This window comes from Vreelandella titanicae BH1, assembly GCF_000336575.1.
Taxonomy (GTDB): domain Bacteria; phylum Pseudomonadota; class Gammaproteobacteria; order Pseudomonadales; family Halomonadaceae; genus Vreelandella; species Vreelandella titanicae.
In genome coordinates, this window is sequence record NZ_AOPO01000001.1 from 117,233 (window position 1) to 143,225 (window position 25,993).

At 55.5% G+C, this 25,993-nt stretch carries 24 protein-coding genes; 8 read left to right on the forward strand and 16 right to left on the reverse strand.

Annotated features, from left to right (window positions below; translation table 11 throughout):
* Positions 1–4: 4 nt before the first annotated feature.
* Positions 5–1,936: a flotillin family protein gene (locus HALTITAN_RS00460; protein WP_039857314.1), complete on the reverse strand. Its 1,932-nt coding sequence runs from the start codon at positions 1,934–1,936 to the stop codon at positions 5–7.
* A gap of 23 nt (positions 1,937–1,959) precedes the next feature.
* A complete protein-coding gene (locus tag HALTITAN_RS00465) occupies positions 1,960–2,592 on the reverse strand; it encodes a hypothetical protein (RefSeq protein WP_039857316.1) in 633 nt (210 codons plus the stop codon).
* A 564-nt stretch (positions 2,593–3,156) separates the two neighbouring features.
* Here HALTITAN_RS00465 and HALTITAN_RS00470 point away from each other — a divergent pair.
* Positions 3,157–3,783, forward strand: coding sequence for a LysE family translocator (locus HALTITAN_RS00470; protein WP_009285911.1), 627 nt, complete (start codon positions 3,157–3,159; stop codon positions 3,781–3,783).
* On the opposite strand, the gene HALTITAN_RS00475 is transcribed toward HALTITAN_RS00470, so the two are convergent.
* Positions 3,766–4,728 (reverse strand): nucleoside recognition domain-containing protein, encoded by a 963-nt coding sequence (locus HALTITAN_RS00475; protein WP_039857318.1) that lies wholly within the window; start codon positions 4,726–4,728, stop codon positions 3,766–3,768. The genes HALTITAN_RS00470 and HALTITAN_RS00475 overlap by 18 nt on opposite strands.
* Positions 4,729–4,853: 125 nt before the next feature.
* Between HALTITAN_RS00475 and HALTITAN_RS00480 the strand changes: the two genes are divergently transcribed.
* Positions 4,854–5,324, forward strand: a complete 471-nt coding sequence (locus HALTITAN_RS00480; protein WP_039857889.1) for an Lrp/AsnC family transcriptional regulator — start codon at positions 4,854–4,856, stop codon at positions 5,322–5,324.
* Positions 5,325–5,330: 6 nt separating this feature from the next.
* Here HALTITAN_RS00480 and HALTITAN_RS00485 read toward each other — a convergent pair whose 3' ends face one another.
* The 4 genes from HALTITAN_RS00485 to aptA form a co-directional block, all read right to left on the reverse strand.
* Positions 5,331–5,786, reverse strand: coding sequence for a nucleotide triphosphate diphosphatase NUDT15 (locus HALTITAN_RS00485; protein WP_039857320.1), 456 nt, complete (start codon positions 5,784–5,786; stop codon positions 5,331–5,333).
* Between the two features lie 39 nt (positions 5,787–5,825).
* Entirely contained in the window at positions 5,826–6,446 is a 621-nt protein-coding gene (locus HALTITAN_RS00490) for a TetR/AcrR family transcriptional regulator (RefSeq protein WP_039857323.1), read from the reverse strand.
* Positions 6,447–6,540: 94 nt separating this feature from the next.
* Complete coding sequence (locus HALTITAN_RS00495; RefSeq protein WP_009285914.1) at positions 6,541–8,037, reverse strand: CoA-acylating methylmalonate-semialdehyde dehydrogenase; 1,497 nt, start codon at positions 8,035–8,037, stop codon at positions 6,541–6,543.
* 31 nt (positions 8,038–8,068) lie between these two features.
* On the reverse strand, positions 8,069–9,442 hold the full coding sequence (aptA, locus tag HALTITAN_RS00500) for an omega-aminotransferase AptA (protein WP_039857325.1): 1,374 nt from the start codon (positions 9,440–9,442) through the stop codon (positions 8,069–8,071).
* 325 nt (positions 9,443–9,767) lie between these two features.
* Here aptA and HALTITAN_RS00505 point away from each other — a divergent pair, with 325 nt between their 5' ends.
* The 5 genes from HALTITAN_RS00505 to HALTITAN_RS00525 are packed head-to-tail and all read left to right on the forward strand — an operon-like array spanning position 9,768 to position 15,126.
* Complete coding sequence (locus HALTITAN_RS00505) at positions 9,768–10,010, forward strand: hypothetical protein (protein ID WP_039857326.1); 243 nt, start codon at positions 9,768–9,770, stop codon at positions 10,008–10,010.
* 15 nt (positions 10,011–10,025) lie between these two features.
* Complete coding sequence (locus tag HALTITAN_RS00510) at positions 10,026–11,549, forward strand: sodium:solute symporter family protein (protein ID WP_009285916.1); 1,524 nt, start codon at positions 10,026–10,028, stop codon at positions 11,547–11,549.
* Between the two features lie 11 nt (positions 11,550–11,560).
* A complete protein-coding gene (locus HALTITAN_RS00515; protein ID WP_039857328.1) occupies positions 11,561–12,415 on the forward strand; it encodes a FadR/GntR family transcriptional regulator in 855 nt (284 codons plus the stop codon).
* Positions 12,416–12,433: 18 nt separating this feature from the next.
* The gene (locus HALTITAN_RS00520) at positions 12,434–13,723 is read left to right on the forward strand and encodes a Zn-dependent hydrolase (protein WP_009285917.1); all 1,290 of its coding nucleotides are present in this window, start codon (positions 12,434–12,436) and stop codon (positions 13,721–13,723) included.
* A gap of 2 nt (positions 13,724–13,725) precedes the next feature.
* Positions 13,726–15,126 carry an amidase gene (locus HALTITAN_RS00525; protein WP_009285918.1) on the forward strand — a complete coding sequence of 467 codons (1,401 nt, stop codon included), beginning with the start codon at positions 13,726–13,728 and terminating at the stop codon, positions 15,124–15,126.
* A 13-nt stretch (positions 15,127–15,139) separates the two neighbouring features.
* On the opposite strand, the gene HALTITAN_RS00530 is transcribed toward HALTITAN_RS00525, so the two are convergent.
* The 7 genes from HALTITAN_RS00530 to frdA are packed head-to-tail and all read right to left on the reverse strand — an operon-like array spanning position 15,140 to position 21,755.
* Complete coding sequence (locus tag HALTITAN_RS00530) at positions 15,140–16,549, reverse strand: AMP-binding protein (protein WP_009285919.1); 1,410 nt, start codon at positions 16,547–16,549, stop codon at positions 15,140–15,142.
* Positions 16,546–17,490, reverse strand: a complete 945-nt coding sequence (gene menC, locus HALTITAN_RS00535) for an o-succinylbenzoate synthase (protein ID WP_009285920.1) — start codon at positions 17,488–17,490, stop codon at positions 16,546–16,548. The genes HALTITAN_RS00530 and menC overlap by 4 nt, the downstream gene beginning before the upstream one ends.
* Positions 17,490–18,350: a 1,4-dihydroxy-2-naphthoyl-CoA synthase gene (gene menB, locus HALTITAN_RS00540; protein WP_009285921.1), complete on the reverse strand. Its 861-nt coding sequence runs from the start codon at positions 18,348–18,350 to the stop codon at positions 17,490–17,492. Before menB ends, menC begins: the two co-directional genes overlap by 1 nt.
* A 47-nt stretch (positions 18,351–18,397) precedes the next feature.
* A complete protein-coding gene (gene frdD / locus HALTITAN_RS00545; protein ID WP_231500587.1) occupies positions 18,398–18,793 on the reverse strand; it encodes a fumarate reductase subunit FrdD in 396 nt (131 codons plus the stop codon).
* Between the two features lie 17 nt (positions 18,794–18,810).
* On the reverse strand, positions 18,811–19,206 hold the full coding sequence (locus tag HALTITAN_RS00550; protein ID WP_027957065.1) for a succinate dehydrogenase/fumarate reductase transmembrane subunit: 396 nt from the start codon (positions 19,204–19,206) through the stop codon (positions 18,811–18,813).
* A gap of 12 nt (positions 19,207–19,218) precedes the next feature.
* The gene (locus HALTITAN_RS00555) at positions 19,219–19,971 is read right to left on the reverse strand and encodes a succinate dehydrogenase/fumarate reductase iron-sulfur subunit (protein WP_009285922.1); all 753 of its coding nucleotides are present in this window, start codon (positions 19,969–19,971) and stop codon (positions 19,219–19,221) included.
* Positions 19,968–21,755 (reverse strand): fumarate reductase (quinol) flavoprotein subunit, encoded by a 1,788-nt coding sequence (gene frdA / locus HALTITAN_RS00560; RefSeq protein ID WP_022521692.1) that lies wholly within the window; start codon positions 21,753–21,755, stop codon positions 19,968–19,970. Before frdA ends, HALTITAN_RS00555 begins: the two co-directional genes overlap by 4 nt.
* A gap of 265 nt (positions 21,756–22,020) precedes the next feature.
* On the opposite strand from frdA, the gene HALTITAN_RS00565 reads away from it, so the two are divergent.
* Positions 22,021–23,490: an anion permease gene (locus tag HALTITAN_RS00565; RefSeq protein WP_009285924.1), complete on the forward strand. Its 1,470-nt coding sequence runs from the start codon at positions 22,021–22,023 to the stop codon at positions 23,488–23,490.
* Positions 23,491–23,496: 6 nt separating this feature from the next.
* On the opposite strand, the gene menH is transcribed toward HALTITAN_RS00565, so the two are convergent.
* Together menH and menD are read right to left on the reverse strand one after the other, a co-directional pair.
* Positions 23,497–24,249, reverse strand: a complete 753-nt coding sequence (menH, locus tag HALTITAN_RS00570; RefSeq protein ID WP_039857332.1) for a 2-succinyl-6-hydroxy-2,4-cyclohexadiene-1-carboxylate synthase — start codon at positions 24,247–24,249, stop codon at positions 23,497–23,499.
* Positions 24,239–25,990, reverse strand: a complete 1,752-nt coding sequence (menD, locus tag HALTITAN_RS00575) for a 2-succinyl-5-enolpyruvyl-6-hydroxy-3-cyclohexene-1-carboxylic-acid synthase (RefSeq protein WP_085947136.1) — start codon at positions 25,988–25,990, stop codon at positions 24,239–24,241. The genes menH and menD overlap by 11 nt, the downstream gene beginning before the upstream one ends.
* Between the last annotated feature and the right edge of the window lie 3 nt (positions 25,991–25,993).

Sequence of the window (25,993 nt, forward strand, 5' to 3'; positions counted from 1 at the left end):
TCCTTTAGGCAGTTTCGGAAGATTTGCCAGAACTCATGGCACGATTTGCCAAGCCCGCAAGGGTAGCTTGCAGTGCTGGTGATTTATCAAGCACGCCTTGAACTGCTTTACCGTAGCCTAGGCCAGCGGTGAGTTTTTCAAACACATCACTGTCGCCACCAATCAGTTCAAACTTGGCATTGTGCATCGCGGCAGCCATTACTTTGCCATTTTCGAGCATACCGATGCGCTGAGCTTCGATTTGCGCCATGACTTCTTTTTCGTGAACCTCCAGGTTCATACGGAACTCTTCGAAGTGGCGAGCCTCTTCGGACATATTGTCGTAAGCGCGCAGCTTCTCGACCAAGCCATTCGCTTCGGCTTTGGCCATTGCTTCTCTGGACTGCGCTTTTGCAGTGCCCAGTTTTTCCTCGCCCATGGCCTCGGCTTCAAGGCGCTGTTCAAGAATACGCACTTCCGCCAGCCCGGCATCTTCGTCAGCTTTCGCATTGGCCGTTTTAACTTCGGCAAGGGCAAAGCCTTCACTGCGCTGGGCGTGAGCACGCGCTTCCAGCACTTGCGCTTCGGCCAGCCCGTCTGCGGCGGCAAGCGCTTGGTGACCGCGTGCCTGCTTCTCTTCTGCGGCGGATTTCTTCTCTGCCGCATCCAGATCGGCTTGGGCGCGAATAACCGCTTCCTCCGCTTCCAGCTTGGAGCGCTCGAAGACTGCTTCCGCGGCGCGCACCTCTTTGAGCTTGCGCTCTTCCGCTTCGGCTTGAGCAGCGGTCAAGCGAGTGACCTTCTGGCGCTCCGCCTCGGCGCGGTTGCGCACATCGTTAATATTCTCTTCTTCTTCCGCCACGCTGCGCTCAACTGCAATACGCTGGCTGGTAATGTCGGCAATCTCTTTGCGCTCTTCTTCCAGCGCTTTTTCCATACCGATTCGTTCAATTTCTACCGCACGTTCACGGGTCACATCCTCAAGCTCTTTTGCCTGACGAATGCGCACCTCTTCGATCTGTACCGCACGTTCGCGGGCCTTGGTCGCCATTTCGATCTGGCGCTGCTTGTTCTCTTCGGCAATCGCTAGCTCTTCGTCGGTTTTAATCCGCGCGGCTTCGCTTTTCGCACGTTCTTGCTGAAGCACCTGCTCGGCTTCGGACTGCTCACGAGACTGCAAGCTTTCGATTTCACGACGCTGACGCGCCTCGGCATCGGCCTGAGTTCGCTCAAGCTCTAATGCAGCCTCGCGAGCCGATACATTCTTGCGCTGGATTTCCAGCTCTTGGTCGCGCTCCAGGCGGTTGGTCTCAACATTGTGCCGGGCGGTAATCTCGGTGATACATTTGATACCTTCTGAATCCAGGATGTTGTTCGGATCCAAAGAGCTTTTCGGCGTCTGCTCTAAATAATCAATCGCAACGTCTTCGAGAATATAGCCATTAAGATCCTGACCAATGGTCTCAACAATGGCGTCGCGGAACTGCTGGCGCTCTTCGAAGAGCTGCATAAAGTCCATCTTTTTACCGACGGTCTTCAATGCTTCGCTGAACTTGGCGTTAAACAGCTCATTAACGGCATCGCGATCGGAGGCGCGGCCTACGCCAACGGATTTAGCAACGCGCAAGACGTCTTCGGCAGTGGCATTGACGCGTAGGTAGAATGCTACGCTAATATCGGCACGCAAATTATCGCGGCAAATCAGCCCCTCTTTCCCGGTACGATTGAGCTCCAGGGTGATCACCGACACCTTCATGGTTTCGGAACGGTGAACAACGGGCAGCACCATGGCGCCAGTAAAATAAACCTTAGGAGTCGTGGAGAGGTCATTGACGATTAACGCCTGACCTTGATCTATTTTTCGATAAAAGGCTTTAAACAGTGCCAGTATTGCAAGCAGTGCAATAACAATCACACTGACACTAACCAGTAGTGGCATGATCCACGACAAATCCATCTTTATCTCCTGCACCAAGGCAATTAATCGGCTAAGCCGGCTTCAAAATCTTTTTCAGATACCACCCAGTACGCATCTTCAGTAAACAGGTACTGAATAATGATGGCGCGCTCACCACGCACCAGCGCTGAGTCGCTTCGCACTTGCAAAATAAGATGGTCACCATCGATATGCGCATCGGCGCGGCCTTTCTCTTTTGTCACCTCTGCCGAGCGAACCGTGCATTGCTTACCTGTCAAACGCTGTTCAATAGGCAGGTGCTGAGCGGGGCGAAAAAGTGGCCGCATAGGGCGAATCAGCAAGGACGTGATAATAGTGGCGACAACAAACCCTAATATCAGCACGACGCCATTAAACACCCACAGCAACAGGCCTGGGTTTAGGTGTGTTCCTAACAACAACATTGCGAAATAGCTAAACAGCCAGCCGGTTAATGCCAGCAGCGTAATCACTAGCGGCAGGGGAACGCCGTGCAAGCCCAGCGTTGCCAGTAAACCACCCAGCGCCAGCGAACCGCCTTCGCCAACATCACCCTCGACTACGTCGCTATCGACCAATCCCGATAGCGAAACTAACCAGTAAAGAACGGCGACACTTAGCAGTACTGTAAAGATGACGGTAGGAAAGCTGGTAATAATCGAAATAAATAAAGGCATGCGCCTGAAACCCAGTAAGGCTAAACACAAGCGCCATCAATACTGAATGCCGCCATGAGGGATCGCCCTTTTTCATCTTGTTGAGAAAGGGCTCTTCTATAAAAAGTCGTATTAAGTCGATGCCATTTATTGCTTAGGACTTTAACCCTGATAGCAACGCCGGGAAAAACTACAGCATCTCCTAGCAAAATCAATTCAGTCATCGATTTTTAAGAGATATCTTACAAACCCAATAGCGAATGTCTTACAAAATCCGGTATTTTGGGCAGAATTGCCTAAGATCGCTGACCGCCCTTTTGGTCGCCAGCAAAGTTTAGCTGTCACAGTACGCACGCACACTGAACGGGGAGTCTCTGTCAAAAGAGATATTAGAGGCTTGCTGAGAGTTTGAGTCGCCGACCCGACCACTTCCTGACCCGGAAACCGAAAGGACAAGTCCTATATTGCGCGAAACACATTCATTTTATTCGCCACACCTTAAATACGCTTTTTAGTCGTCTACACGGGTGTTATCCATTAGGATTAATGCGATGAGTCACTTCAACCCCGTCAGGAGATGCGCCCATGCTGCTTTCCACTTGGTTGCTTTTTGTTGCCGTGGCACTGGTCAGCATTGCCAGCCCCGGGCCCGCTTTTCTAGTCGCGGTGCGCAATGGCATGGCAGGAGGAGCCAAGCGCGTGGCGCTTTCGTCGCTGGGCAATATCACTGGCCTACTCATACTGGCCAGTGCAGCAGTCTTGGGGCTGGGGGTGGTGTTGAACGCCTCGGAAGTGCTGTTCAACCTGCTTAAACTGGGCGGCGCAGCCTACTTGATCTACCTGGGCATTCGTCAGTGGCGCAGCAACACCTCCCTTGCGGTCTCAACCAGCCCGGCAAAACCCACTCCCAGATGGCGCACTGTCAGTGAAGGCATACTGGTCGCCATGAGCAACCCTAAGGCGATCCTGTTCTTCACTGCCCTTTTTCCACAGTTTTTGGATACGCAGCGCGCCTTGCTTCCTCAGTTCTCCATCATGATAGGTACCTTCATGGCACTCTCCTTTGTCACCTTGATGACCTACGGCACTCTTGCCAAGCATCTTGCCCGCTGGCTGAGCAGTCGCTCGCGGGTGACATGGGTCAATCGCCTGATGGGCAGTGCTTTTATCGGATTGGGCCTATCCATTTTACGCTTACGGCAGCCGGTGTAGCGCCCTATTGATTGTGGTTGCGGGCCAACGGGCAATCATAGCGGTGACAATAACGGCAAAGAGTAGCCGTGCCCATAAAATGCCCGCTATATCGGCCCCCAGCATCAAGATCAGCAGCGTGTCTTCTATAACGCTATGGCAGAGGCCGAGAAAGCACAGTGCAAGCGTGCTATCACGCTTGCTAAGCACCCCGTTCTGCACATCCCGAATCAGCAGCCCCGCGCCGTAGCTTAATCCCAACGTAAAACCAATCACCGTTACATTCGCTGCCGAACGGCCAATGCCTAATAGCTTGAGTAGCGGTAGCAAACCAAGATGAATCCAGCGCTCCAGGCCGAGCTTTTTCAGAAGTTTTAGGAGCACAATCAGCGCTAAAATAATCACAAAGATAAGCGCTAGCGTTTCAAGCTGTGCAATAGCCCAACTGCTTAGCGTTGGCGCTGTCGACAAGCTTGGTTGCCATACCAATGCTACTGGCGCTTGCAACAAACCAAAATACGAATAGAAGCAGTGCAAGAGCCAAGCAAGCAGCAAAGCCCCACCTACGCGCAGGACTAACGTAACCCACCAAGGTACGCCAGCGCGCTTGGCAACGGCCCCTTCAACAGGAATTGAGTGCCCTACCAGCATTAATGCACCCAGCACTGTCACTTGCTCGACACTCAAGTGCATATCACCAGCTACTTGGAGAAATACCGCAATGGCGGTGTACAAGTTGGTAAAGAGCGCCGCCGCCCACACAACGCCCAACTGCTCGGGCAAACCGAGTATGCTCATTAAGGGAGCTAATACCGTTCCCAGCCAGCCGATAACACCCAAGAGCTCTAATGCTTTGACGATAAGCAATGCTGGAATCAGGATTTTGAGCAGCGTCAGGTACACGCGCAACGCGTCTTGTAATAGGTGAGTTACCCAAGCCCATAGATGATGAATTTTTATCTGCATCAAGCCCCCGTTGCCATCATTTGAACAACGGTTATGATAATGGGGCTGGCGCAGAATATTCTTTTCAATTCCGCACTAACAATCACTATTCGTTCTTTATGAGCGCAGAAATGACATTTTATTTCATGGACGCCATTGATCGACGAATCCTTGATCAGCTTCAGCGTAACTCCAGCCTGACCAACCAAGCGCTAGCGGACGAGATAGGGCTTTCACCCTCTGCCTGTTTAAAGCGCGTTAATCGATTACGCGACGCTGGAATAATTGAGCAGGAGGTAGCACTACTCAATCCTGACGCCTTGGGGCAGTGCTTGCACATGGTGGTAGAAGTCACCATGGAGCGGGATAACAAATCACTCTACCAGCGTTTTTTAACAACAGCGCTGAGCGCCCCTGAAGTAAAGCAGTGCTATCAGGTAACCGGAGAGTGTGATTTTGTATTGATCGTGACAGTCGCTGATTTAGATGAGTACGACAGCTTTTGTGATCGCGTGCTCTATGGCGACGACAACCTGCGCAAGTTCCGCACGTTACTGTCGCGTAAGCGGCATAAGTTTGATACGTCTGTGCCGATGGAAAGCTTGCGCTCTACATAGCAAAATTCACTCTGCTTGAGCGATAGGATATGTCTCCCAGCCGCTTGGCGACTCATCGCCAAGCCAATATGACAATACCGCCTGACTTGCCGCGAATAACGGCGAGGGAAGAGCGCCGGGGCTAAACCAACGCCATTGAGTAAACACCTCTGGCTCAAGCAATGCTGCTTCGGCATCCTGCTTCACCGTAACTAACACTGCACCGGTAACTGTAGAGACTGAGCTACTCAGGTGTTGGGTTATCACCAGGATCTTCACACGTTGCCACTCGGTAATGCCTGTTTCTTCTGCCATTTCACGGAGGGCTGCCGTCTCAAATGACTCCCCCGCATCAACATGACCGCCGGGTAAGCACCAGCACGGCGACTCTCCATGTTTATCGCGGTATCCAAGCAGCACGGCTCCGTCCGGGCGAAGCACAATAGCGCCCACCCCGATAACAGGCTGTCCGTTATTGCCCATCAGTAACTCCTTCCTGGTTCAGCTAGTGTGCAGGCGCCCTTAAGCCGTCAGCCCAATCCCTTTTAAAATCACCGAGGTCACCGACTGCACGGCCTTTTCGAACTGTAAGTCATCCAGCGGTTGGTCGTCGTTGAGCAGGTAGATTTGGTAGTCGAAATCCGCGTAGTGCTGGGTAGATGCCCAAATCATATAGAGCAGGTAGGAAGGCTCGACGGGGTTGATTTGACCTGACTCGACCCACTCGCGAATTTTCGACTCCTTAAGCTTGGCCCATTCGTAAAGGTTGTCGCGCAGGCGCTCCTTAAGAATCGGCGCGCCCTGCATGACTTCGGCCGCCCAAACTTTCGAGCCGTGGGCGCGGTTGCGGGAGTGGTTCATCTTGGCGCGAATATAGGTGGAAAGCACGACACGAGGATCATCGTAGAGCTCGAAGCAGAGCGCGTCCTGTTTCCACACATCGAGAAGCTCTAACAGAACATCTTGATACAGCGCTTTTTTGGTCGAGAAGTAGTAGTGCACATTGGACTTGGGGATCTCTGCCAGTTGTGCGATTTCGCCCATGGAAGCACCTGCATAGCCCTTTTCGGCAAACAACTGCTCTGCCGCCTGGAGAATCTTTTTTACGTTGGTTTGCCGAATTTCGTCCTGGGTTCTCGCCACGCTGTTCTCGTCCCTATACGTCTGAAGTACGCACCAAAAAAAGCACCATCGCAGAGCGACGGTGCTGAGAAGATGTCCTAGTTACTCTAAGACGTCAACTTTGATTGTTGGGGAACGAGAACTCGGCCCGGGTGGCCTCGCTCACCGACGGCCAGCGCTGGGAGACCGCCTTGCGGCGAGTATAGAAGCGCACCGAGTCCGGCCCGTAGGCGTGAAGATCCCCAAACAGCGAGCGCTTCCAACCACCAAAGCTGTGGTACGCCACGGGCACCGGGAGCGGCACATTCACGCCCACCATGCCAACCTCGATACCATCGGTAAAGCGGCGGGCGGCTTCGCCATCGCGGGTGAACAGGCAGGTGCCGTTGCCATACTCGTGGTCGTTGATCAGTTGCATGGCGTCATCCAGGCTACCCACGCGCACCACGCAAAGCACCGGCCCAAAGATCTCTTCCTGGTAGATGCGCATTTCGGCGGTGACGTTATCGAACAAGCAGCCGCCCACGAAATAGCCCTCTTCATAGCCTGAGACTTGAAGGTCGCGACCATCGGCAACCAGTGTCGCGCCAGCCTTTACGCCATCTTCGATGTAGCCGAGGACTTTATCCCGGTGCTCAGCGGTCACCAGCGGCCCCATATCCAGATCCCGCTTGGTGCCGGGGCCGACTTTTAATTGAGCGATTTTAGGAAGTAGGGTTTCAACCAAACGGTCTGCGGTCTCGTCGCCCACGCATACCGCTACCGAGATCGCCATGCAGCGCTCGCCGCAACTACCAAACGCTGCGCCCATTAATGTGTTGGCGGCGTTTTCCAGGTCGGCATCCGGCAGCACCACGGCGTGGTTCTTCGCCCCACCTAACGCCTGAACGCGCTTACCCGCGGCGGAACCACGAGAGTAGATCGCCTCAGCCACTGGCGTTGAGCCGACAAAGGAAATGGCTTTAACGGCCTTGGCATCCAGCAGCGTTTCCACCGCTTCGCGACCGCCGTGGACTACATTCATTACACCTTTGGGTAGCCCCGCTTCTTGAAGCAGTTCGGCTACTGCCATGGCCGCCGAAGGGTCTTTCTCCGAAGGCTTCAATATAAACGTATTACCGCAGGCAATCGCCATGGGGTACATCCACAGCGGCACCATGGCGGGGAAGTTAAACGGGGTGATACCTGCCACCACACCCAATGGCTGGAAGTTTGACCAGGCATCAATGCCCGGCCCTACATTGTGGGAATACTCTCCTTTGAGCAGCTCTGGCACCCCACAGGCGTACTCGACGTTCTCAATGCCGCGCTTGAGTTCGCCCATGGCGTCTTCGGGAGTTTTGCCGTGCTCTTCACTAACCAGTTGCACCAAGCGGTTAGCGTTATCTTCGAGCAATTGCTTAAAGCGGTACATCACCTGGGCACGCTTGGCGGGCGGCGTATCGCGCCAAGCGGGAAATGCGGCCTGGGCAGCGGCAATTGCACGCTCTACGTCAGCGGCATCAGCGTCAGCCACTTGGCGAATCACCTTGCCCGTTGAGGGGTTGGTGACATCCAGCGTGCGCTGGCTTTGAACTAATTCACCGTTAATCAGGTGGGAAACATTACTCATATTTAAACTCTCTGAAGTTTAGATCAGTCACTTATGCCAACGAATCCAAGGTGGTCGCCACAGCGTCGAACAGCCGCTCTAGCTCGGCCTCGGTGGTGCCAAAGGGCGGGCCAAACTGTAGGGTGTCGCCGCCGTAGCGCACATAAAAGCCCGCTTCCCAGAGCGCCATATGCGCATCGCGGGGGCGAATCGTTGGGTCGCCATCGCGGGGCGTTAACTGAATCGCCCCGGCCAAGCCGTAGTTACGAATATCGACGACATGATTGCGACCTTTCAGAGCGTGCAGCTTCTGCTCAAAGGTAGGCGCGATAGCGCTAACCTGAGCGGGGAAGTTCTCATGCTCCATCATTTCTAGAGCGGCCAATCCCGCAGCGCAGGCCACCGGGTGGGCGCTGTAGGTGTAGCCATGGGGAAATTCAACGGCGTGCTGGGGGCCGCCTGCATGCATAAAGGTGTCGAAAATCTCGCTGGAAGCGATCACAGCACCCATGGGTATGGCACCGTTAGTGATCTGCTTCGCTACGTTCATGATATCCGGCGTGACACCAAAGGCTTCGGCGCCTGTGGTCGCGCCGCTGCGCCCAAAGGCGGTAATCACTTCGTCAAAAATCAGCAGGATGTCGTGGGCAGTGCAGATCTCACGCAGCCGATCCAGGTAACCTTTCGGCGGAACGATCACCCCCGCCGAGCCGGACATCGGCTCAACAATCACCGCAGCAATGGTGGAAGCATCATGTAGGGCGATTTGATCGAGCAATGCATCGGCAAGCTCGGCACCGGTTTCCGCTTGGCCACGGGTGAAGGCGTGACCCGCTTGAAGGGTGTGCGGCAGGTGGGTTACATCCATCAACTGACCGTAGTGTTTGCGATTGCCACCGATCCCACCCAGGCTGGTGCCGCCAATGTTTACCCCGTGGTAGCCCTTGGCGCGGCCAATCATGCGCGTTTTCTCTGGCTTACCTTTTAGCCGCCAATAAGCCTTGGCCATTTTGACCGAGGTATCTGCGGCTTCTGACCCCGAATTGGTGAAAAACACATGATCCAGTCCGGCTGGCGTAAGGCTGGCCACCTTTTCCGCCAGTTTAAACGCCAACGGATGGCCAATTTGAAAGCCAGGCGCAAAGTCGAGGCTACCTAGCTGCGCCGCTACGGTTTTTTGAATCTCTTCACGGTTGTGGCCCGCGCCGCAGGTCCATAGCCCGGAAAGTGAATCGAACAGCTTACGACCCTGGTCATCAATGTAGTAGCGCCCTTCCGCACCGGTGATCACACGCGGGTGGGCATGGAAGTCGCGGTTGGCACTAAACGGCATCCAGTAGTGCTGATTAAGTGCCGTTTTAGAAGACACCTCCTCCATAGAAGAGCTCGATGCTTCAGGCTTCGTTTTGCTTTTTATTCCAAACATGCTGTCCAGCTCCATCGCTATAAGACTTGGTCTCAGCATGCGCCAGCAAACACGTTTATAAAATTATGCTTTTCTTTTGTTCACGTTAGAGAATCTATACGTAACAAGGCATCTTGACGTGCTTCTTGAACTTGACGCCGGTTAAAAAAGCACCTAATCATTATATTTATACGAATAAATACAACAAATCCATGGAGCACGCCCAGCCAGTACTTGGCACCGATAACGTTGCTTCCAAGAAGCTCGCTGTTGGTGGCTGCGTACTGAAAATACCGCTCACAAACTCAATATAAACAATTCACTATGGACATAGGGCAAACTCGCTATGAAGTATTTAACTCCCCTCAAGCTGTCGATTTACAGCGTCATGCTTTTCAGTTTCTTTATGCTGGAAAGCCCCGTCATTATGCTGGCTAACCAGATAGAGCCCCTGTTGATGGGTATCCCTTTCCTGTTGGTGTGGAACTTGTTTTGGTGGTTTGTGCTAACGGCGCTTTTTTTGGTGGCCTATTTCACCAACTGGGGCAGCCCAACATCGACACCGGAAAGCGCCACTAAACAACACTAAGACGGGGGATTAAACATGACCGGCAGTCTATTAATTATTGCGGCATTTATGATTATCCCCTTGATGGTGGGGGTTCTATCAGCACGCCAATCGCAAGAAACCAGTGAAGACTTTTTTGTTCAAGGTCGCGCCATGGGCAGTATTGCGGTATTTTTCACCGTGGCGGCGACATGGTGGAGTGCGTTTGCGTTCCTCGGCTCTAATGCCACCTTCTATACCAATGGGCCGGTATTTCTGACCGCGTTAGCCTGGAACCTGCTATTTGGCTTTATGTATTACTGGATTGGTAAACGGGTTTGGTATTTAGGCAAACGATTTAACTATTTAACGCCCTCAGACTTAATAGGTGACTTTTATAACAGCGAAGCGCTGCGTATTACCGTTGCCGTTATCACACTGATTTTTACCGTACCCTATCTACAAATACAGCTAACTGGCGGTGCCTACTTAATCGAAGTCGCCTCGGGTGGGCTGATTCCTTTCTGGCTCGCCGCGCTGCTGTTCTACTTCATTATTATTATCTACGTATGGATTGGCGGCATTCGTGCTATCGCCTGGACCGACGTAATTTATGGAGCTCTGCTGTTCTTCGGCATGATGTACGCAGGCTACTATATTTCCACCCAAGTAGGCGGTCCAGCAGCGCTATTTAGCCAGCTTCAGCAAACATCTCCTGAACACCTCACCATGCCAGGGCCTAACGGCACCATGGGATACCCCATGTGGTTCTCGCTGTTCGCCATTACGGCTATTGGTGCTTTTATGGGCCCACAAATCTGGTTACGCATGTACTCGGTCAAACATGGCAAGCTGTTCAACTTAATGCCCTTTTTACTTGGCTTAGCCGCCTTTGCCTATGTGGGTTCGGTACTCTCTGGCTACTCCGGCGTGCTGCTTGAGCCCAATGTAGAAAATCCCGATCAAATTCTGCCCATCATGCTGATGGAGTATGCCCCTTACCTGCTTGCCTCGCTGATTATGGCGGCGGGCGCGTCTGCAGCCATGTCTACAGCGAATTCGCAGATTCATGCGGTTTCCACCGTAGTGACGATGGATATCTATAAGCGCTATGTGAACCGTGAAGCAAGCCAAGCACGGATCGTTTATATCGGTCGTTTATCGTTAGTAGGCTTCTCTCTGGCAGCTTATATCATGGCGCTAACCGTTCCCGGTGTGTTGGTGACTATCGGCATTGCTGCGCTGGCAGGTACCGCACAACTGGTTATTCCTACCATTGGCGCTATCACCTGGAAAAAAGCCCACCCCACTGCGGCTCTCGCTGGGCTTTGGGCCGGTGTTGCCTGTGTACTACTGATGACCTTTGGCCCGCTAAGCGCCCCCTTTGGTTACCACGCGGGTATTTGGGGACTGTTGCTGAACACTGTGCTGTTTGTGGGCCTAAGCCATGGGCTGCATCGTCGTGATACGGCGGTAGTAGAACGCTTTACCCAGGCACGCTACGACTATGATGCCGAGTACCACCCCGAACGCTTGCCTGCATACACCCAAGAAACGACCAGCGCCGCTAACTACAAATAAGGAGTGGGTTGATGACTCAATCCCCTGTTTCAAAGACAGTTTCAACCACTGGTTCAGCCGCTAAGCGCCGGCCCAAGCTTGCAGAACTGATTAGCGATGATATCAAGCGCTGGATTGCCGCCGAGTCATTAGGGGAAGGTGATCGGCTGCCGAACGAAAAAGCGCTGATGGAGCTTTACGGTAGCGCCAAGGCCACTGTGCGCGAAGCGCTCAAGATCCTTGAGGTTGAGGGGCTGATCACCTTAAAAACCGGGCCTAAAGGGGGCGCGGTGATTAATCAGCCAGGCATGGAACCCGCCAGCCGTATGCTGCGTAACTTTCTGCATTTCCAGCAACTGGATGGCAAGCAAGTTTACCAGTTGCGCAAACTGTTGGAAGTAGAGCTGGCGGCATCAGTGGTGGGAAAGCTCACCGAGCACGACTTCCAGCAGTTGGAAGCCAATATGTCGGCCTGTGCCTGTTGCGCGAGCGATGCAGAGGATCACCGACACCAGCGCTTTTTGGAGCTCGAATTTCACCAACTGCTGGCCCGCGTCTGCCCCAACCCTTTGCTCGCGTTTATGTGCCAGTTTTTAAACGACATGCTGCGCGACTTGGTGGTGATCAAAAAAGCCTACGTTCCCGAACGCAAGCAGTTCGATCACGCCAATCAGGACTACCACCGCCAGTTGGTGGAAGCCTACCGCGCTGAAGATATCCAGCGTGTGCGTCAGGTAATGGCCGAACATATGGCCGATGCCGAGCACCATATGAGCGCGCTGGAAGCGGAAATGGCCGCGCAAATGCTGATCAGCAATGATTCTCCCAATATTCAGAACCATCGCTCCAAGCTACATGATTTACCAACGGAAAACCTGTCCGTTTAACCTTGCGAGGATACTGAGATGAACACCTACGTTTCGCCAACACCTGATATCACCAGCCTACGTACAGACAGTGACCGCCTCTGGGAAGCATTAATGGAGATGGCCAAGCTGGGCGCCACCCCTAAAGGCGGCGTTAATCGTCAGGCGCTTACCGATCTAGAACGTAAGGGGCGTGATCTATTTATCCAGTGGTGCAGAGCCGAGGGCTGCACGATACGGATTGATAATATCGGCAATATTTTTGCCCGCCGTGAAGGCAGCGACCCCAACGCTAAAGCGGTAATGGCAGGCAGCCACTTGGATAGCCAGCCTACCGGCGGCAAGTACGACGGCTGCTTCGGCGTACTCTCCGGCCTGGAAGTGATTCGCACCCTTAACCAGCACAACATCACCACCCAATCCCCTATCGAAGTCGTGGCCTGGACTAACGAGGAGGGCTGCCGTTTTCCGCCCTGCATGATGGGCTCTGGCGTATTCACCGGCGAGCTGGCGTTTGACGCCATGATGGCGCGCGCCGACGCCGATGGCGTCACGGTAAGCGATGCCCTGGACGCCATTCACTACCGCGGAAGCGATAACGTCTCGCCAAGCGAGATCAAGGCCTACTTTGAACCACACATCGAGCAGGGCCCGATTTTAGAAGATACCGATACCACCATAGGCGTGGTTATCGGTGGGCTTGGACAGAAGTGGTTTGATTTAACCCTGACAGGGCTTGAAGCCCACGCTGGCCCTACACCGATGAACCTACGTCGGGATGCCATGATGGGCGCAGCCGAAGTCACCCAAGCGCTCAACCGTATCGCCTTTGATCATCAGCCCCACGGGCGTGGCACAGTGGGCTGTATGACGCTGCACCCCGGTTCGCGTAACGTGATTCCCGGTCAGGTCAAAATGACCCTGGATATGCGCCACTGGGAGCCTGAAGCGCTTGAGACAATGGGTCAGGCAGTCGCCGCCGCTGTTGAAGAGATTTGCCAGCGCCATGGCCTTGAATACCACCTGGAACCCACTGCCAATTTCGCCCCTGAATACTTCGACAAAGCGTGCGTGGACGCAGTACGCCAAAGTACAGAGCACCTCGAACTTTCCCATATGGATATCATTAGCGGTGCAGGCCACGATGCGATGTTTGTCGGCCGTGTTGCTCCCGCCGCGATGATCTTTATTCCCTGCAAGGATGGCATCAGTCACAACGAGATCGAAAGTGCGACACCAGAGCATGTCCACGCAGGCTGCAATGTGTTGCTCCACGCCATGCTGAATGCCGCTGGCATCGTCAGCAGCGTTGGCGGAACAGGGGAGTAACGATGGCCGAGACGTTTGAAACACTCACGGCAGTCGACGCATTGGCGCGCTTTGGCGAGGGTTCTCTCTCGCCAGAAACTCTGATTGATGACTGCTTGGCACGGATTACCCGCGATAACCCCAAGGTAAATGCGTTTACCTGTGTGAACGAGGTAGAAGCCCGGCGTTTGGCAGCAGAATCTGCACAGCGCTGGCAGGCAGGTACGCCGCTTGGCCCGCTGGACGGAATACCTGTCACCATCAAGGATTTAACCTTAACCAAAGACCTGCCTACACGGCTGGGCTCGACAACCACGTCACCGGATGGCCCTTGGGAGGTGGATGCACCGATCAGCCGCCATCTACGCAACGCCGGGGCTATCGTGATCGGCAAGACCACCTCGCCGGAGTTTGGCTGGAAAGGCGTCACCGATAACCCGCTACACGGCATTACCCGAAACCCCTGGAATATCCAACTAACGCCAGGAGGATCATCAGGCGGTGCAGGGGCTGCCGCTGCACTTAACCTTGGTATGCTTCACCAGGGCAGCGACGCGGGGGGCTCTATTCGCATCCCATGCAGCTTCACCGGTACCTTTGGTATTAAACCCACCTTTGGCTGGGTGCCTCAGTGGCCCGCCAGCACCATGAGTACGCTTTCTCATTTAGGCCCTATGACCCGCACCGCCGCTGACAGCGCGCTTATGCTTAGCGTGATAGCGCAGCCGGATGTGCGGGATGGCTATTCCGGCAACCCACTCGGGCCAGACTGGCTAACGCCCCCCCCTGTTGACCTACGCGGCTGGCGCATCGCCTTTAGCGCTGACTTTGGCTATGTAGAAGTAGCCCCGGATATTGCGCAGCGGGTTGAGGAAGCCGTGGCCCATTTAGAAGCATTGGGCGCGACGGTAGATCGAATTGACCCTGGCTTTAGTGATCCGCTTAAGACGTTTAATACGCTCTGGTTTGCGGGCGCCACCCAAGCGCTCGAAAAACTCAACGAACAACAGCAGGCAGCACTCGACCCTGGGTTTCTGGATATCGCACGGCGCGGGCAGGATGTATCGCTTTCCGCCTACCTCGCCGCCCGGCGTGAGCGCAGCGAATTAACGGCGCAGATGGCGGAGTTTCATCAGCGCTATGATTTGCTGGTCACGCCTACGATGCCCATTGCGCCCTTTGCCGCGGGCCACAACGTGCCACCGGGCGAGCGCTATAAAGACTGGATGGACTGGACGCCGTTTAGCTATCCCTTCAACCTTACCCAACAGCCCGCCGCATCACTGCCTTGCGGGCTGGATAACCAGGGGCTGCCGGTAGGCTTGCACCTTGTAGCAGACAAATATCAAGACCTTAAGGTATTACATGCTGCCCAACTGCTGGAGCGCTACTTGCCGCCACTGACACCACCAGGAATAGCATAACCACACTAGCTGGCTACTTATAAACCAACTGTTTTCGCGCCAGCTCAGCAAACTGTTTACGGGAGGGTTTAAAGCCCACCCCTAGCGGCCAGGCCAGCCAGGTATCGGGTACCATAAAGCCAGGCAGTGCTTCGCGAACCCAGGTGTTTAGCGCCTGCTCTTGGACGGCCTCACCGTGCCAATCGATAAACGCCACCGGGCGCTCGCCCCACTCGGGGTGGGGCACTGCTACAACCAACGCCTGGGCGATGTGGGGGTGGTCGACCAACCGCTGTTCGATGCTTTCTGGCTGGATATTCTCGCCACCGGAGATAAAGCCATTATCGAGCCGCCCTTCCACCACCAGCGCGCCTTCCGCATTGAAGTGGCCCTTGTCGCGGGTGGCAAACCAGCCTTCGTCGTTGAGGGCTGGATCAATCTCGCCCTTATTCAAATAACCGCAAAACAAGGTTTCGCCGCGTACCTGTATCTCACCCTCAACCACCCTCACTTCACGGCTTGGCAGCGGCCTACCGACAACGCCCGGCGAGGTGGGTATGCCGGTGCAAACTTGGCTGGCCATCTCGGATAGCCCATAGCTAACCTTCGGCGTCAGCCCCAGTGATGTCATCTTCACCACCAGCGGCGCGGGTATCGCCGCGCCGCCCAGTAGCAGCTCCCGCAACTGAGTGCGCTGGGGGGTAAAGCCCGCTTTCAGCAGTCGCCAGAGCTGGGTGGGCACCAGTGAAAGGTGGGTGATTGACTGCTGTTCAAGGCGCGCGGGAAGCGTTTGCGGATCGTCATCGAGAATCACCCGCCCACCAGCAAGAAAAACGCGGAACGGAATAGCGTAGCCACCGATATGAAACAGTGGCAGCGACAACAGCCAGCCACTGTTTTGATCAACGGGAATAAACGACGCCGAACCGCGGGCGGAGGCTAAATGATTGGCCACACGATGCAGCACCGCCTTGGGCGTACCGCTGGAACCAGAGGTAAAAATGGTGTTACACAGCTGGCTGCCATCGAGCGCTGGCGGCTCACCTGAGCCAGCTTCCGCCAGGAAATCCAGGGTGATCGGCGTTAGCGGTGAAGAGGTTAGCTGTGAAGAGTAATCATTGTCACTTTCCGTTTGGCAGACGCGGCCAGCCTGCAAGCGCTCAGCTAAATTGAGCTGCTGGGTAACAGGGAATGCTGGGTTAAACGGGCAGAAAACAACCCCAACCCGCAGACAGGCCCACGCCAACAGCAAGGATTTAAGCGAGCCTTTGGCGGGCACCACTAAGCGATCACCGGGCACAAAACCTGCGCGCTTCAGTTGCTGCGTTAAAGACGCCACCCGGCGATTAAGCGTTCGGTAGCTAAGACACACGGAGCCAGCCTCTACCGCAATATGCTCAGGGGTCTCTTTGGCCCAGTAGTGAATGGGGCAGGTATCTATCACGCTAAATTTTCCATTTTAGAAAGACAGTGCACGTTTTCTGTCATCACCTCACCCGCTAGATTAGTCACACGTCCGGCAAGCCAATGGCCGGTATCCAACCCAGGCGGCTCATCAGGCGCCCACTCGCTTGCCAGGCGGGCAAGCTGCACAAGGCCTAGATCGGATTCAAAGCTGGAGGAGACCACCACGCGAAGATTACCCGCCCGTGCCCGTTGAACGAGTGCTTCGCAGTCGCTTAGCGAGCCGATTAGCGTGGGTTTGATTACCAAGGCTTTGAGCTGTGGGTGGCAGTACCACTCTTCCCGGCGGGATAGCGTTTCATCCAGGGCAATGGCCACCCCCGTTGCTTCTGCCACGGCGATGGTGTCAGCAAAGGCAGCGCAGGGCTCTTCCAGGTAGTCGATCTGTTTAAGGGGGAGGCGCTCACAGAAGCGCTGGGCATCTTCCCGCGTCCAGCCGCCGTTGGCATCCAAAATCAGCTTGGTGGTGGGCAGCCGAGCGGCAAGTTGTTCAATCAGCGCCAGCTCCTCCTCCATAGCATGGCGTGCCACTTTCAGCTTGAGCCGAGACGGTAGCGAGGCTTGCCAATCGGTGGTTGAAAGAGACTGGATCAGCGCGGCAGGTGCACCCTGGAGCAGTGGGTAGGGCGGCAAAGGCTCAGGAAGATTGAGTGGCCAAGAGCGTTGGACGCAGTCAAACCCAAACTGCACCGATGGCAGCGTTGGGGAGACTATTTCGCCTCGGCTCAAAGCAGCCAAACAAGCCAGACTTTCGGCTTCAGCTTCCGCCAGGGTTTCCGTTGAGAAGCCAGGTAGCGGGGCAATCTCGCCCCACTGCCCGTTAATGGAAACTAACAGCCCTTCTCTGTTCGCCAACCGCTCTCTTTTAAACATTAGCGGCTGACGGAACGGGAGGGAGTAGCGGTAAAGCGCCAGCTGCATTACGGGTTACGCGGGTAGCGGGAAAAATCCGGGCGGCGCTTTTCGTTAAAGGCGTTACGCCCTTCCTGCCCCTCTTCGGTCATGTAGTAGAGCATGGTGGCGTTACCCGCCAGCTCTTGAAGCCCGGCCTGTCCGTCACAATCGGCATTGAGTGCAGCTTTCAGGCAACGCAGTGCCATAGGGCTATGCTGCAGCATCTCGCGGCACCAACGCACACTCTCTTTTTCTAGCTCGTCTAGCGGCACCACGTGGTTGACTAGCCCCATTTCCAGCGCTTGGGCGGCGCTGTACTGGCGGCACAGGAACCAGATTTCCCGGGCCTTTTTCTGACCCACAATGCGCGCCATATACGAGGCGCCGTAGCCGCCATCAAAAGAGCCGACTTTAGGGCCGGTTTGGCCGAAGACAGCGTTCTCGGCGGCAATGGTCAGGTCGCACATTAGATGCAGCACGTGGCCGCCGCCGATAGCGTAGCCCGCCACCATCGCCACTACTGGTTTGGGGCAGGTGCGAATATCGCGCTGGAAATCCAGCACGTTGAGGTGGTGGGTGCCCTCTTCATCCTGGTAGCCGCCATAGTCACCGCGAATGCGCTGGTCACCGCCGGCACAGAACGCTTTGTCGCCTGCGCCAGTGAGCAGAATGGCGCCTATAGAGCTGTCGTGGCGGGCGCGATTCAGCGCTTGGGCCATCTCGCTAACCGTCAGCGGGCGAAAGGCGTTGCGCACCTCGGGCCGGTTGATGGTGATGCGCGCAATGCCATCGGCAGTGGTGTGGTACAAAATATCCTGATAGCCATCGGAGCGATCCTGCCACTCTACCGGCGCATAGAGTTCCGTTTCAGTGAGTCCGTTAATCATGCCTATCTCTTCTTATCTGTTGGGGCGAAATGCTGACAGCGAGCCGTTTAACCCAGCATACCTGCGACGACTAGACCCAGCGCCACAATGCTTACCAGCGCAGCACCACCGTACATTAGCTTTTTGTTGAGTGCGTCATTGCCCACGCTGATATCAAACATCCCATGGCGCAGGCGGTGGGCGGCATGAAAAAGCGGCAAGCAAACTACCGCCCCCACAAACAGAAAGCCCGGTACACTGAACAGCAGTGCCGATGCCCGCTCATAGCTCAGCACCTCGGCGGGCAGCAGGCCAAGGGGCAGTAGAACGGCGATAAATAGAATCACGGCAGGCAGAAAGACGGCAAAACAGACGCCACCCGCGCTAAACAGCCCCCACCAGAGCGGCTCATCAAAGGCTTGTTTATGCTGAGCGCTGTTTTTGCCCATGCTTGGTTTATTCATGGCTAGTTTTTCCATAATTACGCCCTCCCGAATAGCCAGAAAAACAGCAGTGCGACCGCCACTACCCCTGCCCACTGCCCGGCAACAATAGCCTGATCAGGCAGGCTATGCCCGGCGATACGCAGCGGCATTACCCGTGGGAACAGCACAAAGAAGGTGGCGGCGTGAAACAGGCTGGCGGCCAGCGCTAGAAGATTCAGCACTAATACGATGGGGGAGCCCATAAAGGCGATCCACCCCTGCCAGCTTTCTGCCCCTTGAAGAAGAGCAACCATACCGGCGAGTAAGCAGAGCGTGAAAAACACCAGCGGCAGCACAGTGGCTTCGCGCAGCATGTAGAGTTTAAAAAAGCGGTGTTTCAGCCACCAGTTGCGTTTCAGTGGCGGCAGGCGTTGCGATGATGATTTATCCATGACGTTCCTCCCCTACCCTTTAAACAGCGCAATGAGTGTGTGTTTGGCCGCTTCGACCTTGCCCTGATTGACCGCAGCGGCGGGGTCAACGTGTTTGGGGCATACCTTGGAGCAGAAGCCCACAAAGGTGCAGCTCCAAACGCCTTCGTGGCGGTTAAGTTCGGCCATGCGCTGCTTCTTGCCGTGGTCGCGGCTATCCAGATTGTAGCGGTGGGCCAGCGTTAGCGCCGCCGGGCCAAGGAACTCAGGATTCAAGCCAAACTGCGGGCAGGCCGAGTAGCAGAGGCCACAATTAATGCAGTTAGCGAACTGCTTATAGCGGGCGAGCTGCTCAGGGGACTGCTGATAGGTTTCCGGCGCCTGGGGGTCATACGGTTTTACCGGGTTGTCATCAATCAGGTAGGGCTTAACCGCGGCCAGGTGCTCAAGGAATATCTCCATATCCACCACCAAATCCCGCTGCACCGGGAAGTGGGATAGCGGCTCGATGCGGATCTCGCCTTCATAATCGCGCAGGAAGGTTTTGCAGCCGAGCTTGGGAATGCCATTCACCATGACCCCGCAGGAGCCGCAAATCGCCATCCGGCACGACCAGCGGTAGCTCAGCGTGCTATCGAGCTGTTCTTTAATGTGGTTGAGGGCATCCAGCAAAGAGGTGCTGTCGTCCACCGGCAGTTCGTACTGCTGCCAGTAGGACTCAGCCGAACTGTCTGGCAAATAGCGTTTAACGCTGATTTGTTTGGTGCTGATCTGCTGGGTGTTCATGCCTTGCCCCCCTTGCCCGCATCGCCATAAGCCCGCTCCGCCGGGGCGGAAAACCGCACATCGACATCCTGCCAGTGTAGCTCGGCATGGGCATCGCCTTGATAAAACACTTGGCTGTGCTTGAGGTAGTTAACGTCGTCGCGTTTCTGCATACCTTCATCCAGGCGCTGATGGGCACCACGGGATTCACGACGCTCAAGCGCCCCTAAGCAAGAGGCTTCGGCAATATCCAGGCCACACTCCAGTTCAAGACATTCCAGTAGCTCGGTATTGAATATCTTGCTGGTATCATTAACGCGAACCTTATTAAAGCGCTCACGTAGCTGACGCATGGTATCCAGCGAATGGCGCATGCCCTCTTCAGTGCGGTAAATACCGCAGCCACTCTCCATGGCTTGCACCATGGCGTGCTTGAGTGCTACCCAATTCTCTGCCCCCTCGGTTCCGTCACAGAGCCGCAACAGCTTGGCTTGTTGGCGATCGCCCTGGGCTTCCAGCAAGCGCTCATCAGCCCACTCGGTTTTGGCCGCTCGCTGGCTCGCTTGTTCACCGGCTAAGCGGCCAAATACCAGCAGCTCGGTCAGCGAGTTGGAGCCCAGGCGGTTGGCACCGTGCAAACCAACTGAAGCACACTCCCCGGCGGCGTAAAGCCCGGCAATGGAGGTTTCGCACTGAGGGTCGGTCTCAATCCCACCCATGGTGTAGTGAACCGCCGGGCGAATGGGAATGGGGTCTTTCACCGGATCAACATTGATATAGGATTTAGCCAGTTCACAGATAAACGGTAGGCGCTCCAGAATGTACTTTTCACCCAAGTGGCGCAGGTCGAGATAGACCACATCGCTGTCGCCAAACTTGCCGGTGCGGCCCGCCTGCTGCTCTTGCCAGAAGGCCTGGGAGAGTTTGTCCCGTGGCCCCAGTTCCATATATTTGTTTTCCGGCTTGCCAAGCGGAGTTTCTGGGCCCAGGCCGTAATCCTGCAGATAGCGGTAGCCCTCTTTATTGAGCAGAATGCCGCCTTCGCCCCGGCACGCTTCGGTAATCAAAATGCCAGAACCGGGCAGGCCGGTGGGGTGGTACTGGACAAACTCCATATCCCGCAACGCCACACCGTGACGATAGGCCATCGCCATGCCGTCGCCGGTGACAATTCCCGCGTTGGTATTGAAGCGGAACAAGCGCCCTGCGCCGCCGGTAGCGAGAATCACCGCTTTAGCGCGCAGCAGGGTCAGTTCACCGGTAGCGATCTGCAGGGCTATAACGCCAATAACCGCACCTTCGTGTACCGCCAGATCGAGCACAAAGAACTCATCAAAACGCTCAATCTCTGGGTACTTCAGCGAGGTCTGAAACAGGGTGTGGAGCATATGAAAGCCGGTTTTGTCGGCCGCAAACCAGGTGCGTGCGGTTTTCATGCCCCCGAAGCGGCGCACCTGCACTTGGCCATCGCCTTTACGGCTCCAGGGGCAGCCCCAGCGCTCCATCTGCACCAATTCTTGATAAGCGTGATGAACAAAGTAGTCGACGACGCCCTGCTCAACCAGCCAGTCACCGCCTGACACCGTGTCGTCGAAATGCGCTTGGTGGGAATCTTCGGCACTGGTGACGGCGGCAGCGCCACCTTCAGCCGCCACGGTATGGGAACGCATGGGGTAAACCTTGGACAGCAGCGCTATGCGCTGGGGAGTGCCCTGCTCTTTGGCCTGCTCGGCAGCCCCGATAGCAGCGCGTAAGCCTGCACCACCCCCACCAACAATGACGATATCAAAATCTCGCTGTTGCATGAAAAGCCCCTTCATTAGCCAAGTCAAAGGTGGTACTGGCGGCAATCTGCGCTGCCGTCTTGTCTATTCGAACTTACCATACAAGGGGAAGGCCCTGTTCATTAGTCCAAAGGACTATTGATGTACATCAAGAAAGGGAGGAATCGAGCTAGCATCACTTTTACCCTAGTGCTGCACCGCCTACTCTTCAAATCACTCACTGCCGGGCAGACCACTGCCCACCAAGCAAAAAGAGCACACTACCAACACTGAAGAGAGGTGCCGCATGACGACCGATGCTCAACCCTCACCGCGATGGAAACTGTTAGCGCCGCTAGCAGTTGCTATCATCGTCGCGCTGATACCCACTCCCCTGGGGCTTGCGCCTCATGCGTGGTACTTTTTCGCCATTTTCCTCGGCTGTGTGGTTGGCCTTATTCTTGAACCATTGCCGGGCGCAGTGGTGGGCCTGGTCGGCGTTACCCTGGTGGCACTACTTTCCCGGTGGGTGCTGTTCTCTCCGGAGCAACTGGCGACTGACGGATTCAGTGCTGCTAACCAGGCATTCTCATGGGCGGTGTCGGGCTTTACCAATTCCACCGTATGGCTGATTTTCGGCGCATTTATGTTTGCCTTGGGGTATGAAAAAACCGGACTCGGCAGGCGAATATCGCTTTGGCTGGTCAAGGCAATGGGAAAACGTACGTTGACTCTTGGCTACGCGGTGATGATTGCCGATGGCATTCTGGCGCCGTTTACGCCCTCGAACACCGCACGTAGCGCAGGCACGATCTACCCCGTGATTCGCAACCTGCCGCCGCTTTACGATTCGCACCCCAATGCCCCCAGCATGAAGCGCATGGGCAGCTTTTTGATGTGGACCGCGCTGGCTTCCACCTGTGTGACCAGTTCGCTATTTTTGACCGCTCTGGCGCCCAATCTATTGGCGATCGCGCTAACCGAGAGCGCGACAGGTATTCATATCAACTGGGGGCAGTGGTTTATGGCAGTAGCACCTGTCGGCATTCTGCTGCTCCTGCTGGTGCCGCTGCTGAGCTACTGGCTATGCGCGCCCGAAGTGAAAGCGGGGAATGAAATCTCCGACTGGGCGGGGCAAGAGTTAACCAAGCTGGGAGCACTGACCCGCCATGAAATAATGCTGGTCATTATGGTGGTCACCGCCCTGCTGCTATGGATTTTTGCGGGCGATATTATCTCTGGGTCGCTGGTAGGCTTGGTGGTGATCTGCGGCATGCTGTTAACCGGCATTGTGACCTGGAGCGATATTCTCGATAACCGAGCAGCCTGGAATACCTTTGTATGGTTTGCCACCCTGGTGGCACTAGCGGGCGGGCTCAGCCAAGTCGGCTTCGTTAACTGGTTTGGCAATGTGGTTGGCGGGCAAATAAGCCACTTCAACCCCCTAATGGCCATGGTGGCGCTGGTGGTCATTTTCTATCTACTGCACTACTTCTTTGCCAGTGTTACTGCCCACGTTACCGCCTTGCTACCGGTGATTCTGGCAGCGGCATCAGGCATTGCCGGTCTGGATATGCAGATGTTTGTTCTGCTACTGCTACCCACACTTGGCTTTATGGGCATTCTGACCCCCTACGGCACAGGGCCAAGCCCGGTTTACTACGGCAGCGGCTACCTGCCCAGCGCGCTCTTTTGGCGCCTAGGGGCGATCTTCGGGCTGCTATTTCTGGTAATTTGGCTGGTGGTCGGCCTGCCCTGGTTAATGGTGATCAGCTGATAAACATTAGCCTAGCGTGCGATACCAGGCATTGAGCTGCTGAGCAATCATCTCAGGTTGCTCAGCATGAAGATTGTGGCCCCCTTCCAGCGTAATATGGCGCAGGCGCGGGGCCATTGTTGCCAGATGAGACGCCAGAGTGTGGAACTTGATGTCCCGCTGCCCCGAAAAGTACCCCACCGGTAGCGAGGTGCTTTCCAGCCACTGCCAAAGCGTAGGCTGTTGACCCAAGGAAGTTGATTGCAGCATGCTGGCAATAGCTGGCCCATGATTCGCTAGCCGACGTTGAATCTGCCGACCGCGCTGAACCTCGGTTAAGTCGGCGAACACCGGCTGCTGGTACCAGTCGGCAAGTACGTTTTCCAATGGTTCCTGCTCGAAGCGTGTTGCCCAGTGCTCATCGTGCGCAATTCGGGCAGAGCGCTCACTGGCGGGCAGCCCTGGGTGGGCACTCTCCAGCCAGAGTGCTTCCAGCCCCGGTGGCTGACGGCTGGCATGGTACAGCGCCAAGCGCCCGCCCAGGGAGTAACCCAGTAGGCAGTAATGGCGAACACCGTGAGTTATCAGTGTATCGCCAAGCCAGTGGTGAAAGGCCTCAAAAGAGCCTACCTGCACGTGGTGATTCTGGCCGTGGCCGGGTAAATCCAGCGCGAGGGAGTTGATGCCTTCCAAGTCAGCGATGACCTCACCCCAGTCCTGAGCATCGCCCAACAGACCGTGGAGCATTACCAGAGTCGGCGCCTGAGGTTTACTGCTCACGCGGCTCCCCTCGAATCGCTGCGCCAAGATGCTTGAGATCATTGGCCACCTGCTGATGGGGCACGTTAATCTCAATCAACGTAACGCCCGCCTGCAAAGCCTGAGTGTAGGCCGCCATAAAGGCATCCAGTGACTCTGGCGCGAAGTAGCCAAGCCCAAACATCTTCGCCGCATGCTCGAAGTGCAAGCCGTGGGGCTGGCGATAATAGCGCTCCAGCAGATCGTCTTCTTTAGGTACCGGCAGCATATGGAAAATACTGCCACCATCGTTATTGAGGATAACCACCACCAGAGGCTGCGTGGCCTGCTTTAACAGCGCCAAGCTGTTGAGATCATGCAGTGCGCTGGTATCCCCCAGCACAATAGTAGTCGGCTCTGAGCATGTGCAACTGAGGCCGTAAGCCGTGGCAATAAGACCATCAATACCGGAAGCCCCGCGATTGGCAAATACCCGTACCGGCGTTTGGCGATGCGTACCCAGCATATTCATTAGCCGCGCGGGCAGGCTATTGCCTATAAACAACTGCCCTTCAGCCACCTGCGCTAAAAGGTGACAAACTCCCACCTCTGAGAATGCTGTACAGCGCTCTTCCACAAGCTGACTAGTGCGTCGTTGGAGGCTGGCCAGCTGATGGCAGGGAGGTTGTTCAGGTATCGTTGGCAAAGCGGCTATAAAGTCGGCGGGCGAGCATATCAAACGGCGCTTAACACAGTAGTCGGGATCCAACCGCTGGGGCAGCGGATCAACCAACCAGGCATCCTGCCACGGTTGTTGGGCAATAAATTGCGTTAGCCGTTTCGAAATTAACCGACCACCAAACTGCAGCAGTACCTCGGCTTTGGCGAGTTCAGCGCAGAAACGCTCATCATGCAGCGTTAGATCAAAGTGAATCAGATTTTGAGGGTCAAAATGAATTTGGCTCTGTATGTCGGCCAGTAGCGGCCAACCCAACTGCTTGGATAGCTCAACAATCTGCTGCGCCTGCTGGGAGTCATCAACCCTGCCAACCACAATCAGGCCACGCTGCTGGGCAAACGTTACCCACTCGTTGTTGAGCGCTGGAACCGCAGTACTGAATGACCAATCACTCCACGGTTTTGAAGTCGTCAGCCAGTCCCTTAGCGGGGCGAGATAATCACCGGTATCCACCAGGCAGTTGCCGGGGTAAAGCGGTTCGCGATAACGGCAATTAATGTGAATCGGCCCGGGCATACGGCGTTGCTGATCAACAGCTTGATCAACAGTACTGAGTAGAAACGCTGCTTTTATCTCAGCATCCGGCGGCGGCAGGTCGTGGTGAACAATGGTGTGGCGGGAGAAAATATCCCGTTGGTCAATCGCCTGATTGCTGCCGTTACCCAGCAGTTCAATGGGGCGGTCGGCAGAGAGTACAATAAGCGGGACGCCGAGCAATTTGGCTTCCACCACCGCCGGGTAAAGGTTGGCCACGGCGGTGCCTGAGGTAGTGATAATAACGACCGGGTGCTGACTGCCCCGGGCAATGCCCAGCGCCATAAACCCCAGTCCACGCTCGTCAAAATGGCAGTGGCAGCGCAGCCCGGCATGCTCGCTGGCGGACATAGTCAAAGGCGATGAACGGGAGCCTGGCGCCAGGACTACATCGCGCACGCCTAAGCGGTAGAGTTCCTCCAGCATTAGTGCCGCCCATACATGATTAAAGGTGGCGTACTCTTCCATAAAACCACTCTTCACAAAACCGTCCGATGTCAGTGCTGTCATCTA

Bases quoted from the DNA above. Each gene is read 5' to 3' on its own strand.
- HALTITAN_RS00465 (WP_039857316.1), bottom strand. From the start codon at position 2,592: ATGCCTTTATTTATTTCGATTATTACCAGCTTTCCTACCGTCATCTTT.
- aptA (WP_039857325.1), bottom strand. From the start codon at position 9,442: ATGTTTGGAATAAAAAGCAAAACGAAGCCTGAAGCATCGAGCTCTTCT.
- HALTITAN_RS00505 (WP_039857326.1), top strand. From the start codon at position 9,768: ATGAAGTATTTAACTCCCCTCAAGCTGTCGATTTACAGCGTCATGCTT.
- menC (WP_009285920.1), bottom strand. From the start codon at position 17,490: ATGCAGCTGGCGCTTTACCGCTACTCCCTCCCGTTCCGTCAGCCGCTA.
- HALTITAN_RS00485 (WP_039857320.1), bottom strand. From the start codon at position 5,786: ATGGGCAATAACGGACAGCCTGTTATCGGGGTGGGCGCTATTGTGCTT.
- menD (WP_085947136.1), bottom strand. From the start codon at position 25,990: ATGACAGCACTGACATCGGACGGTTTTGTGAAGAGTGGTTTTATGGAA.
- HALTITAN_RS00525 (WP_009285918.1), top strand. From the start codon at position 13,726: ATGGCCGAGACGTTTGAAACACTCACGGCAGTCGACGCATTGGCGCGC.
- HALTITAN_RS00520 (WP_009285917.1), top strand. From the start codon at position 12,434: ATGAACACCTACGTTTCGCCAACACCTGATATCACCAGCCTACGTACA.
- HALTITAN_RS00555 (WP_009285922.1), bottom strand. From the start codon at position 19,971: ATGAACACCCAGCAGATCAGCACCAAACAAATCAGCGTTAAACGCTAT.
- HALTITAN_RS00480 (WP_039857889.1), top strand. From the start codon at position 4,854: ATGGACGCCATTGATCGACGAATCCTTGATCAGCTTCAGCGTAACTCC.
- HALTITAN_RS00550 (WP_027957065.1), bottom strand. From the start codon at position 19,206: ATGGATAAATCATCATCGCAACGCCTGCCGCCACTGAAACGCAACTGG.
- menB (WP_009285921.1), bottom strand. From the start codon at position 18,350: ATGATTAACGGACTCACTGAAACGGAACTCTATGCGCCGGTAGAGTGG.
- HALTITAN_RS00510 (WP_009285916.1), top strand. From the start codon at position 10,026: ATGACCGGCAGTCTATTAATTATTGCGGCATTTATGATTATCCCCTTG.
- HALTITAN_RS00565 (WP_009285924.1), top strand. From the start codon at position 22,021: ATGACGACCGATGCTCAACCCTCACCGCGATGGAAACTGTTAGCGCCG.
- HALTITAN_RS00495 (WP_009285914.1), bottom strand. From the start codon at position 8,037: ATGAGTAATGTTTCCCACCTGATTAACGGTGAATTAGTTCAAAGCCAG.
- HALTITAN_RS00460 (WP_039857314.1), bottom strand. From the start codon at position 1,936: ATGGATTTGTCGTGGATCATGCCACTACTGGTTAGTGTCAGTGTGATT.
- frdA (WP_022521692.1), bottom strand. From the start codon at position 21,755: ATGCAACAGCGAGATTTTGATATCGTCATTGTTGGTGGGGGTGGTGCA.
- HALTITAN_RS00470 (WP_009285911.1), top strand. From the start codon at position 3,157: ATGCTGCTTTCCACTTGGTTGCTTTTTGTTGCCGTGGCACTGGTCAGC.
- HALTITAN_RS00475 (WP_039857318.1), bottom strand. From the start codon at position 4,728: ATGCAGATAAAAATTCATCATCTATGGGCTTGGGTAACTCACCTATTA.
- HALTITAN_RS00515 (WP_039857328.1), top strand. From the start codon at position 11,561: ATGACTCAATCCCCTGTTTCAAAGACAGTTTCAACCACTGGTTCAGCC.
- frdD (WP_231500587.1), bottom strand. From the start codon at position 18,793: ATGAATAAACCAAGCATGGGCAAAAACAGCGCTCAGCATAAACAAGCC.